We start from the raw sequence: 10,473 nt of genomic DNA, 5'->3' as shown, positions 1-10,473 counted from the left end.
AGGCTGGCTGAGCTTTGACCTGTTGACCTGAGCCATGAAAATTGGAGTGAGAACGGGGCACAGGTCATGATCTCAATTCTTCCGGCGAATAATCCGTGCATCCAGTGGCGGTTTTTGTGGTCAGCTATTCAGTCAAAACTTTGCCTGGGTTCAGCGTATTCGTCGGATCAAGGCTCCATTTCAACTGCCTCATCAACATCCACTTGCCATGATTAATTTGTGCAATCAAAGTTTGCGCCCTCTTGCTGCCGATGCCATGTTCGGCGGAAAAGGTGCCGCCTAGGGCATTCAGTCCGGTATAGAATATCTCTTCAATCGCCCTGATTTTCTCGCCGTCCATTGCATCATGAGCAGTATTTAAGACAACATGCAGATTGCCGTCCCCAAGATGCCCGAAGACGTAAGGGCTCAGTTCCGGGTCGAGCGTCTTCAGCTTCGCCATGCACCGGTCGAGATAGGCTTCCACTTCGGAAAGCGGTACCGACACGTCATATGACGGTGCGCCAGGATATTTGCGGTAGATCAGGTCCGTGTCTTCTCGCAGAGCCCAGATGGCCTTCTCCTGCGCCTTTGATGAGGCGATGACGGCGGAGATATCGGGGTAGTCCGTGGCGACGTCCTCGTAGATGTTTTCAATCTCGCTCTGAACATCTGCGTCGTCGTTTCCGCCAATGCAGAGCAAAAGATTGATGGGGTGGTCTGCCCGATAGTCGGCGGCTGACCAGTTGTGATGGGTCGATGTCAGGTAAAAATAATGCGGCCAGATCGCTTCTGCCGCGCGAAGCTGACCATGCCGCGCCTTCAGGCCGCGCTGCATGGCGCTCAGGGCTGCTTGGGTCGAGGGCAGGCCGAACAGCGTGGTGGCGGTGAAAGAGGGCCGAGGTTCGAGCTTGATGGCAATCCTGGTGATGATGCCGAGTGTCCCTTCGCTGCCGATGAACAGGTGTGAGAGGTCATAGCCCGCAGTGTTTTTCACCACGCGCGTCAGATCGGAATAGATCGACCCATCCGCGAGAACCGCTTCTAGTCCGAGGATACGATGGCGCATCACGCCGTATCGGAATGCGGCAATTCCGCCGGCATTGGTGGATGCCATGCCGCCGATCGTTGCCGAGCCCCGGGAGGGCAGATCGATACCGGGTTCGAGCCCATACTCGCCCGCTGCCTCCTGAAGCGCCTGAAGCGTGACCCCGGCCTCGACAATGGCGACATTTTCGACGGGCGATAGAAACGTGATACGGTTGAGACGGGCGGTGGAAATGATGATTTCGCCGGGTCGCGAAATGCCGCCGCCGACAAGACCGGTTCGCCCGCCATGCGTCACGATGGCGACACTGCTTGCATGGCAACACCGGACGACGGCGGCCAGCTCCTCCGTGCTGCCCGGCAGGACGACGATGCCGGCGCCGAGGTTTTCAGGCAAAATGCCGTAGTCGATTGCCGATACGGCATCGTTTTCTTTCACATAATCGCGTCCGACAATCGTCGCGATCTCGGCCTTGAAGCCGGAGGTCAGGCAGGACATGTGTTTTCCTTGGGTGAGAAGCGGTGCGCTCGTTCGAGACGGGCGGGTCAACGTGGCTCGTGGCGCATCAGGTGGCCTTCAAGCAGCCGGATCATCATCACCAGTACCAGATTGATTATGAGGTAGATGATACCTGCCAGCGTGAAGACCTCGAAGATTGCGAAAGTCTGGCTCATCAGGCGTTTGGCATAGCCGGTGATCTCCAGAACCGTGATCGTGGACGCAAGGCTCGTGCCCTTGACGACGAGGATCAACTCATTGCCATAGGCAGGCAGCGCCTGGCGGATGGCCAACGGAAACTCGATCCGGCGAAAACAGGTGAAGCGTGACATGCCGGATGCTTTCGCCGCTTCCTTGAGTCCAGATGGGATCGACAGCAGGCCGCCGCGCAGGATTTCTGACGTATAGGCGGCGGTGTTCAACGCAATCGCCATGACGGCACAGCGTGTTCCGTCGCTGACGAGCCACCATGTCACGGCGTTCCCCTTGATGAACGGGATTTGCGCCAGCCCGTAATAGAACAGGAAGAGTTGCACGAGGAGCGGCGTACCTCTGAAGACCATGCTGTAATATTTGGCGATGTTTGCAAGAAAACGCTGCTCGGACATCCGCACCACGGCGAGCGCGAGCCCAAGATGAAAGCCGATTGCGACCGACAAAATGGTCAGGATCAGAGTTTTGGACAGCCCTTGCAAAAGAACGGGGATCGACGTCGACAGAAAATCCATATCCATGGCATCAGCTCCTTGATCTTAGCCTGACAAGACGCTCGACGCGATCGAAGCCGGCCTGGCTTATGATCGTGATGATGAAGTAGACGATGGCGGCGATCAGGAAGAAGATCAGCGGATTGCGGGTGCTTCCGGCCCCCACGCTTGCCGTGCGCATCAGTTCCTGCAAGCCGACGACGGAGACGAGCGCCGTGTCCTTGATCGTCGCTTGCCAGACATTGTTCATGCCGGGGAGCGCGATGCGCAGCATTTGTGGGAAGATGATCCGGCGAAAAATCCGATAGCGAGAAAGACCCAGCGCGCGTGCGGCCTCGATATGGCCGGTCGGGATGGAGGCCAACGCGCCGCGGATGACTTCGGTGGAATAGGCCCCGGAGATTGCACCGACGGCAATGACGGCAATGATGAAAGCGTAGCCATTATCGGCGAGAGCGGCGTAGCCGAAGGCTGTGGCGACCTTGGTGACGAATTCGACCGAGGAAAAGAACAGAAGATAGATGATCAGCAGTTCGGGTACGCCGCGGATCAGGGACGTGTAGGCGGTTACTGCGATGGTCAGCGGAAAGATCCTGGCCCATTTGACGAGGCCGAAAAGCATGCCGATGATCGCGCCAAGGACGATACTGGTGAGACCGACGGCGATGGTGATCGCGGTGCCGCGCAGGATCGCGCCGATCCATCCACCTTCCCAGACAAGTATCAGACTGTTTTCCATGCGCTGCGCCTCGGCAATTGGCTTCATTCATGACTTGGATCCTGGTGTCTCTACCATCCGGATCAGTCGCGACAGTTCATCGGGTAGGGACGCCCCGCACGTCTGCACGTGCGGGGCGGCGTTATCAGTTGCAGGGACGCGAAATGTCCATCTTGAACCATTTCTGGCTGGCTTTACCGATCGAGCCATCGGCGACGAGTGTGCAGAGCGCCTCGTCGATCTTGGCTTTCAGTTCGGGATTGTCCTTGGAAATGCCGACGCCGATACCCTCACCGAGGGTGGAGTCGAACTTGCTCTGAACCTTCACATCCACGAACTGGAAATCCTTGCCGTCCGGCTTGGACAGGAAGTCCTGCAAGGCAGACGCATCGGCGAAGGCCGCGTCGATACGACCGCTCGTGAGGTCGATCTGCATGTTTTCCAGCGTGTCATAGGTCTTCAGATTGGCGGACGGAATGCGCTTCTCGACGAAGTGGGCATGCGTCGTACCGGTCTGCACGCCGATGGACTTGCCTTCGAGGCCCTTCAGCAGCGCATCGATATCCTTGATGCCGGCCAGATCGGAGCTTTTCGGCACCACGAACATGTTTGCGAGTTCGGCATAGCCGACCGAGAAATCGATTTCCTTCTTGCGATCCTGCGTGATCGACATGCCGGAGATGATGACGTCGAAACGATTGGCTTTTAGCGCCGGGATCAGGCCGTCAAAGGCTTGAACGACGAATTTGCATTTCATCGCAAGCTTTTCACAGAGCAGATTGCCGACATCGGCATCGAAGCCCGTGACGTTGCCGGCTGCATCGGCCATGCTCCATGGCGGATAGGCGCCTTCGGTGCCGATGGAGAGCTGGCCCTCTGCGGCCTGAACCGTGCTTGCGCCAGCAAGGAGCAGAGCGAGTGACAGAGCTTTGAAATTCATGTCGATATTCCCCTTTTGTGGATATTGTCATCGATCGTGTTTCTTCAGCGGACGCGTCATCGGGTGCGAGACAGGAACTGGCGAAGCCGTTCGGATCTCGGTGCATTGAACATGTCTACCGGAGCACCCTCTTCCTCCACTTTTCCTTGATGGAGGAAGAGAATCTTGTGTGAGACCTCACGCGCGAACTGCATTTCGTGAGTCACGAGGATCATCGTGTTGCCTTCTTCGGCCAGTTGCCGGATGACCCGCAGAACCTCGCCGACGAGTTCCGGGTCGAGCGCCGATGTCGGCTCATCGAGAAGAATGAGCTTCGGGCGCATGGCAAGCGTGCGGGCGATGGCGGCGCGCTGCTGCTGCCCGCCGGAGAGTTGACCCGGATAATGCGCATGCTTGTCCGAAAGGCCGACTTTCCTCAGTAGCGCATGCGCATGGTCGATGGCCTCGGCCTTGTGCTCCTTCAGCACCTGTACCGGCGCTTCGATGATGTTCTCCAGCACGGTCATGTGCGGCCAGAGATTGAAGTTCTGGAACACCATTCCGACGCGGGAGCGCATCCGCTCGACTTGTCGGCGATCGGCAGGGGTTGCGCGCCCATTGGCGGCGCGCTTCATCTGGATTTCTTCGCCATCGATGACGATCTGGCCCTGATCCGGCTGCTCCAGCAGATTGATGCAGCGCAGAAAGGTGCTTTTGCCTGAACCCGACGAGCCGATCATTGACACCACTTCACCCCGTTTTGCCAAGACATCGACGCCGTTCAGCACGCTCAAGGGCCCGAAGCGCTTGTGAATGCCATGAACTGCGACAGCGGGCTTTTCGGCCGTTTTCGGCTTGTCGTGATGCGGATTGGCGAGCACCGTGACCGATGCGGCAGCTGGAACGACCTTCTCGACACCAGCCCCACCGAGCGTCTTCAATTGTGCGAAGGCACGGTCGAAGTGGCGCAGCGATGTGGAAAGGCAGGCTTTGCGCCAGTCGGCATCGTCGGGAATGAAGGCGGTGCGGATCTGATTTTTGATGCTCTCGCCAAGCGGCGTATCCAACTTGCCATAGAGATGCAGCCAGTTATCCGCCTTGACCGCGTTCGATACGGTTTCGCCTTCCAGCGTGCCGCATTCGATGACGAGTGGCAGAACACGCGCCGCTGGCATGGCCTGACGAATAGCGGCCGAGACATAGCCGGTCGCCGTCGCAGCAATGCCGCTGCCTGTTGCGGCATGTCTTCCCGTCATCACCACCGAAAGGGCGGGGCCGAACATCTCCCGCCCCCAGTCCAGACCGGAATGCTCGCTTTCGGCAACGGAAAGAAGCGCGGGATAGGCGTAGGGGCCGGCACCCGTGTGGAGATCGAATACGATAACGTCCTTGAGGTGACGGGCAAATGTCGACAGGATTTCGAGGAGAGTCAGGTTCGACCAGACTGGGCTGTCGCCGCCATAGAACAGGCCATCAGGATACTCGTATTGGCCGGCCTCTATGATGGGTGCAAGGCCCTGATAGCCGCCGGCTTTCGCTTTGGCCGCTTCGTAGGCTGCGTCCATCTGATCGCGCTCGGGGCCATCCCAGGAGGGACAGAGCAGAAGCGGGTGCAGGTCACAATAGCGCTCATTCTTCGGCGGCATATTGTTCCAGTCGATGAAATTGCGGTTGAGATCGACATTGTCTTCGTTTACCCGGCGCGACCAGGCAGTGCCCCAGGGATTGATCAGATGGATGGCGAGAACAGCAGTGTCGTCCGGCAGGTGCCAGGGGGAGTTCTGTGAGAACCACGCGGTCTGGCAAGCGGAACCGAAGGGGCCCTCGACCCCATGGGTGCCGGAAATCAGCACCATCAGCTTTGCCGCATCTCTCCGTCCAAGATAGGCAACATCGGTTGCGAGCGGCTCACCGGACGGACCGCGCAGAGGATGCGGATATTCTGACAGACTGGCGCCAGCGGTGCGGGCGGCCGCGATAAAACGCGCGCGCAAGGCCGAAAAGTCCCCGGCGAAAAGGCCAGACTGCGGTGAAGATGCCATGCGACAAAGCTCCCGGTTCTTCTGATCGTGATGCGCTTTCGCGCGCAGTTCGTTCCCGCGGGTCGTTGCCCGCTTTTTGTTTTTTTGTTGCCGCGCTGGCGTCCTTATCTGGCGATAAGCATGTGCAGCGCGGCAATGAAGCGGTCGTTTTCCGCCGGTGTTCCGATCGTCATGCGGATGAAGGTCTCATAACCCTTCTCCTTCCATGGCTTGACGATGATGCCGTGCGATAGCAGGTGACCGAATGCCTTTTGGCTATCGAGGCCGACATCGATGAAGAGAAAATTCGTTTGCGATTTTGCAGCCCGCAATCCCATCGATACCAGTGCTTCTGCTACCCGGGCGCGTTCGCCCGTCATCGATGCGACGGATGACTTCATCCACGCATCGTCATCGAGTGCGGCAACGGCAGCGATCTGTGCCACGCTGTTGACGTTGAAGGGCGTCTTCGAAGAGCTGACGGCGCGGGCAAGACGGTCATCGGAGAAAACCGCATAGCCAACCCGAAGTCCTGCAAGTCCGTAGGCCTTCGAAAAGGTGCGCAGCACCACATAATTCAATCCTGAACCGGAAAGGAGCTCCAGACCGTCTGGGGTCTCGTCGTCGGCATATTCGAAATAGGCTTCGTCCAGAACGAGAAGTGTTTGGTGAGAAACTGCCGCGAGAATTTGTTCGAGGCTGGCTGTGTTGAGGGCAGGGCCAACCGGGTTCGACGGTGAGGAGAGGAAGAAGATTGCCGGCGCCTTTGAAAGAGCAGCGACAATTGCCGGCACATCGAAGTCGAGATCCGCGCGCATCGGCACCTTGTCGACTGTCGCGCCATTTGCCAACGCTTCGATCTCGTGCAGACCGAAGCCGGGTGAGACCGTGGCGACCGGTGCGCCAGGACAGAGTACCGCGCGACATATGGCTGCGATCATGTCCTCCGAGCCGTTGCCGATGACGATCCGATCACTTGCAACGCCAACCTTCGTGCTCAGAGCGCCGCGCAAGGTCGTGCAGGCTGGATCGGAGTAACGCGACGGATTCACGCCTGCCAGCGCTGCCATCACCTTGGGGGAACAGCCATCCGGGTTTTCATTGCTGGCAAGCGCTGCGATATCGTCGCGACCGCTGAGCTTGCGTGCGGCAGCAATGTTCATTCCGGCATTGTAGGGCGGCAGAGCCGCTACATGCGGATTGAGCGTGATATCTTTTCGCGGCATATCCATTTCGGTATCCCTAAAGTGTGTGCTCGGCTATGCCGGTGGCTCGGGTCAAAGGTCGAGAACGACTGAGGATTTCGGCTTGGTGCAGCACAGGAGCACCCGTCCTTGCGGCACCTCATCGAGCGGCTCTTCGAAGTAGTCGACCTCTCCGGAGACAAAGCCCTGTTCACAGGTGCCGCAAATCCCGGCGCGGCAGGAAAATTCTGGCTCGATGCCATTGGCTTCGAGACAGTCGAGAAGCGAGCTGCAAGATTCTGTCCAGGCCAGTTCCCGTCCGGACTTTTGCAACACGATCCGCATGCCATCATTGCTGACAGTCGCGGTTGCGCCGGTCCCATCGCCTGCATTCGGCGCAGTCGGCTTGGCAGTTTGCAGCTCCGGCTCGGACAGCAGGCTGGCCGGACCGAAGAATTCATAGGCAATCCGCTCCTTGCGCACGCCAAGGCAGGTCAGAATGCCGAAGAGCGCCTTCATGAAGGGTGGCGGACCACACATGTAAAACTCGTAGTCATCGAGCGGCAGCAACTTTTGCAGCACCTCGCGGCCGAGAAAGCCGGTCGAATGGCAGCGACCCGCCTGCATGTCGTCGTCCCCGGCAAAACGATGGCAGAAATGCACCGTGATGCCGCTGCGAGCCGCTGCGAGCCCTTCCACCTCATTGCGCAGGGCATGGACTGCCATGCTGTCACAGGCATGAATGAACCAGACGGGCCGATCCGTTTCATGCGCAAGCACATGAAGCATGGAGACGGTGGGCGTCAGGCCAACGCCGCCGGACAGGAGCACGACAGGCCGTGTGCTTTCCGTATCGAGTCTGAAGGCGCCGCGCGGCGTGTCGATGTCCAGCACCATGCCGGGTTCGACTGCATCATGCAGCCAGCAGGAACCAAAGCCCTGCGGCAGCTGAGCGGACGGCGCGGCCTCACGTTTCACGCTGATGCGATAAATCCCGCTTTCTCTGGGCGATGACGAGACCGTATAGTTTCGGAGCACATGGCCATCCGCGCCATCCGGAATGCGGATGGTGAGGAACTGCCCTGCTTCAAAGGATCGCCAATGGTCCTTGTTGCGGGGCGCCAGCGTGAAGGAGGTAATCGTCTCGCTTTCGCGGGTCTTGGCGATCACTTCGAACGGTTGGAAGCGTGAGGATGCGGGCTGTTGCATTCCGCGCAATCCTATTCCGCAGCCTGGTTGGCCGTCTGGCTTGCCGCTTCTTCGGCGATGAGCTGCGCCAGCTTGCGGCGGAAACGCAAGGGGCCGACATCGATCTTGAGATCGAGATTGGGCGTCTGCTTGTTGGCCATGCCGTGTTGAACAGCTTCGAGAACAATCCTGTCTTCCTCGAAAGCGCCGCGCACGGATTTGGCGAAGCTTGCGGACACCGCCGGGTCGTCAGGCGCGAAGTTGCGCATCTGGAACCAATAATACTTCGTCCTGTTCTCATCGACCGGCGTCATGAAGTTGTAGCTGTCCATCAGGAAGGTGTTGTCGGGCAGGGGCTTGCCTTCGCCGCCGGTGAAGGCCGGGGCGAAGATCGCCTTGATGATCGCATTGCTTGGATAGCGCACTTCGTAATGCTGCTTACGGTCGGTATTGCCTTCGAATTGCAGGAAGGGCGCATAGAATGGTGCGGGCTCGGAATCGATCATCCAGCGCCAGACGGTCACACCATCCTCCTTGACGGTCGTTTCAAGCGGCGTTTCCTCGCAAGCCGAGCTGGCGAAGGATGACTGATGAACCCATGCGACGTGCGACGGGTCGAGCAGATTGTCCGTCATGTAAAGATAGTTGCAGTTCAGCATCATCGACTCGCCACGATTGATGCCCCAGGCTGGATCGCCGAAATGCTCGACTTCGAAAATCTCGTCCGGATTGGCTTTTTCCGCACCGCCCATCCAGATCCACAAAAGACCGTAGCGCTCGTGGACCGGATAGGAACGAACCTTGGCGACATGCGGAATACGCTCTGCACCGGGCACGCGGGTGCAGGCGCCCGAACAGTCAAATGTCAAGCCATGATAGCCGCATTCCACATCGTCGCCCTTGATGCGGCCCATGGAAAGCGGCAGCTTTCTATGGGGACAGGCATCTTCGAGTGCGGCGGCCTGGCCGTCCTGTTTGCGGTAAAGAACGATGTTCTCACCCAGGATAGTCACGGGCTTCAGCTCCCTCCCGACCTCATGATCCCAGGCGGCAACATACCAAGTGTTCTTGAGAAACATTTCGCTCTCCTTGCGTTTTGTCAGGCCGAGTGTTTGCCGTTTTGCTGGTGCCAACAAGTTGCAAGCGGCTGCTTTCTATTTTAGAAAATCTAAATTGGGGAGAATTCTAAAGGAGCCGCTTTGAAGAACCTGTCACTTCGTGCGTTGCAGGCTTTCGACGCGATCGGTCGCTGCGGTTCGATCACCGCTGCCGCTGAAGATCTGGGCGTTTCGCCAGGTGCTATCAGTCAGCTTGTGCGCAATCTGGAACACGCCCTGGGATTGACTCTCCTGGAGCGCCGAGGTCGCCGCGTCGAGCTGTCCTCCTGGGGGCGGCTCTATTATCGAGAAGTTTCCAAGGGTTTTCAGCAGCTTGCGCTCGCGACAAACGTCCTGAAGCGCGCAAGCAACGAAGGCGGTATCGTGGTAAGCGCGCTGTCATCCGTCGCCAGCCGGTGGATAAGTCGCAAGATTTTCGACTGGCAGGAGCTCTGTCCCACCGCGCAATTGCGCATTTTCGGGCAGGATCAGGAGCCGCGCCTAGGGGCAGAAGAGGTCGATTTTCGCATCACATACGGTCGACGGTCATACGTGCACGAGCACGTGGCTCACCTGTTTACGGACTGGGTTGTTCCTACCTGTTCACCGGCGCTGCTCGCCGCCCGGCCACCGCAATCACCCGAGGACGTTTTGACCTTTCCGCTTCTCAACGTGGAGTGGGAATCCGATTACAAGGCCTCGCCGCAATGGCGTGACTGGGCAAAGCTGGTCAATGCCAATCACAGTCAGCCATTTTCCGGTCTCTCCTTCACGCTTTCGAGCAGCGCCATTGATGCTGCCGTCAACGGGAGAGGCTTTGTGTTGGCACAGCTTTCGATGGTCCAAGAAGAAATCGCGGCTGGTACACTCGTCGTTCCTTTCGATATTCGGCTCAAACTGTCTGAAAGCTACTTTCTCGCCTGGGACAGGACCGCTTTGGAAAAGCCTAACGGGCAACGTTTTCACAAGTGGATATTGGCGGTTGCGAGACAGCAGGAAATGTTGTCTTCACCCCCATTTTTGGACCGGTCATAGGTTCGCCTCTGTTCAAGGCGAAAACACCGACCAACTGACACCTATCCCCTGCTGCCCGTCACACTTCGATATCCGCCAG

9 protein-coding genes are annotated in these 10,473 nt (G+C 58.4%); 1 reads left to right on the top strand and 8 read right to left on the bottom strand.

Annotated features, from left to right (window positions below; translation table 11 throughout):
* Positions 1-124: 124 nt before the first annotated feature.
* The 8 genes from DMY87_RS23870 to DMY87_RS23835 form a co-directional block, all read right to left on the bottom strand.
* On the bottom strand, positions 125-1,525 hold the full coding sequence (locus tag DMY87_RS23870; RefSeq protein ID WP_110794133.1) for an FAD-binding oxidoreductase: 1,401 nt from the start codon (positions 1,523-1,525) through the stop codon (positions 125-127).
* A gap of 47 nt (positions 1,526-1,572) precedes the next feature.
* Positions 1,573-2,259: an ABC transporter permease gene (locus tag DMY87_RS23865; RefSeq protein WP_110794132.1), complete on the bottom strand. Its 687-nt coding sequence runs from the start codon at positions 2,257-2,259 to the stop codon at positions 1,573-1,575.
* A 4-nt stretch (positions 2,260-2,263) separates the two neighbouring features.
* Positions 2,264-2,971 (bottom strand): ABC transporter permease, encoded by a 708-nt coding sequence (locus tag DMY87_RS23860; RefSeq protein ID WP_110794135.1) that lies wholly within the window; start codon positions 2,969-2,971, stop codon positions 2,264-2,266.
* A 124-nt stretch (positions 2,972-3,095) separates the two neighbouring features.
* A complete protein-coding gene (locus tag DMY87_RS23855; protein ID WP_110794131.1) occupies positions 3,096-3,890 on the bottom strand; it encodes a transporter substrate-binding domain-containing protein in 795 nt (264 codons plus the stop codon).
* 56 nt (positions 3,891-3,946) lie between these two features.
* Positions 3,947-5,911, bottom strand: coding sequence for a DUF2817 domain-containing protein (locus DMY87_RS24610; RefSeq protein WP_110794130.1), 1,965 nt, complete (start codon positions 5,909-5,911; stop codon positions 3,947-3,949).
* A gap of 104 nt (positions 5,912-6,015) precedes the next feature.
* On the bottom strand, positions 6,016-7,122 hold the full coding sequence (gene hisC / locus DMY87_RS23845; protein WP_245409036.1) for a histidinol-phosphate transaminase: 1,107 nt from the start codon (positions 7,120-7,122) through the stop codon (positions 6,016-6,018).
* A gap of 45 nt (positions 7,123-7,167) precedes the next feature.
* The gene (locus DMY87_RS23840) at positions 7,168-8,283 is read right to left on the bottom strand and encodes a 2Fe-2S iron-sulfur cluster-binding protein (RefSeq protein ID WP_110794129.1); all 1,116 of its coding nucleotides are present in this window, start codon (positions 8,281-8,283) and stop codon (positions 7,168-7,170) included.
* An 11-nt stretch (positions 8,284-8,294) separates the two neighbouring features.
* The gene (locus DMY87_RS23835) at positions 8,295-9,341 is read right to left on the bottom strand and encodes an aromatic ring-hydroxylating dioxygenase subunit alpha (RefSeq protein ID WP_110794128.1); all 1,047 of its coding nucleotides are present in this window, start codon (positions 9,339-9,341) and stop codon (positions 8,295-8,297) included.
* A gap of 120 nt (positions 9,342-9,461) precedes the next feature.
* Between DMY87_RS23835 and DMY87_RS23830 the strand changes: the two genes are divergently transcribed.
* Positions 9,462-10,394 carry a LysR substrate-binding domain-containing protein gene (locus DMY87_RS23830; RefSeq protein WP_110794127.1) on the top strand — a complete coding sequence of 311 codons (933 nt, stop codon included), beginning with the start codon at positions 9,462-9,464 and terminating at the stop codon, positions 10,392-10,394.
* The last annotated feature ends 79 nt before the right edge of the window (positions 10,395-10,473 follow it).

Source organism: Peteryoungia wuzhouensis (genome assembly GCF_003205195.1).
Lineage (GTDB): Bacteria > Pseudomonadota > Alphaproteobacteria > Rhizobiales > Rhizobiaceae > Allorhizobium > Allorhizobium wuzhouense.
Note: the sequence above shows the minus strand (reverse complement) of the source record. Positions and strands in the feature narration are given on the sequence as shown.

What these genes read in the sequence shown, in the direction of transcription:
- DMY87_RS24610 (WP_110794130.1), bottom strand. Translation starts at nt 5,911, where the DNA reads ATGGCATCTTCACCGCAGTCTGGCCTTTTCGCCGGGGACTTTTCGGCC.
- DMY87_RS23835 (WP_110794128.1), bottom strand. Translation starts at nt 9,341, where the DNA reads ATGTTTCTCAAGAACACTTGGTATGTTGCCGCCTGGGATCATGAGGTC.
- DMY87_RS23865 (WP_110794132.1), bottom strand. Translation starts at nt 2,259, where the DNA reads ATGGATATGGATTTTCTGTCGACGTCGATCCCCGTTCTTTTGCAAGGG.
- DMY87_RS23860 (WP_110794135.1), bottom strand. Translation starts at nt 2,971, where the DNA reads ATGGAAAACAGTCTGATACTTGTCTGGGAAGGTGGATGGATCGGCGCG.
- DMY87_RS23855 (WP_110794131.1), bottom strand. Translation starts at nt 3,890, where the DNA reads ATGAATTTCAAAGCTCTGTCACTCGCTCTGCTCCTTGCTGGCGCAAGC.
- DMY87_RS23870 (WP_110794133.1), bottom strand. Translation starts at nt 1,525, where the DNA reads ATGTCCTGCCTGACCTCCGGCTTCAAGGCCGAGATCGCGACGATTGTC.
- hisC (WP_245409036.1), bottom strand. Translation starts at nt 7,122, where the DNA reads ATGGATATGCCGCGAAAAGATATCACGCTCAATCCGCATGTAGCGGCT.
- DMY87_RS23840 (WP_110794129.1), bottom strand. Translation starts at nt 8,283, where the DNA reads ATGCAACAGCCCGCATCCTCACGCTTCCAACCGTTCGAAGTGATCGCC.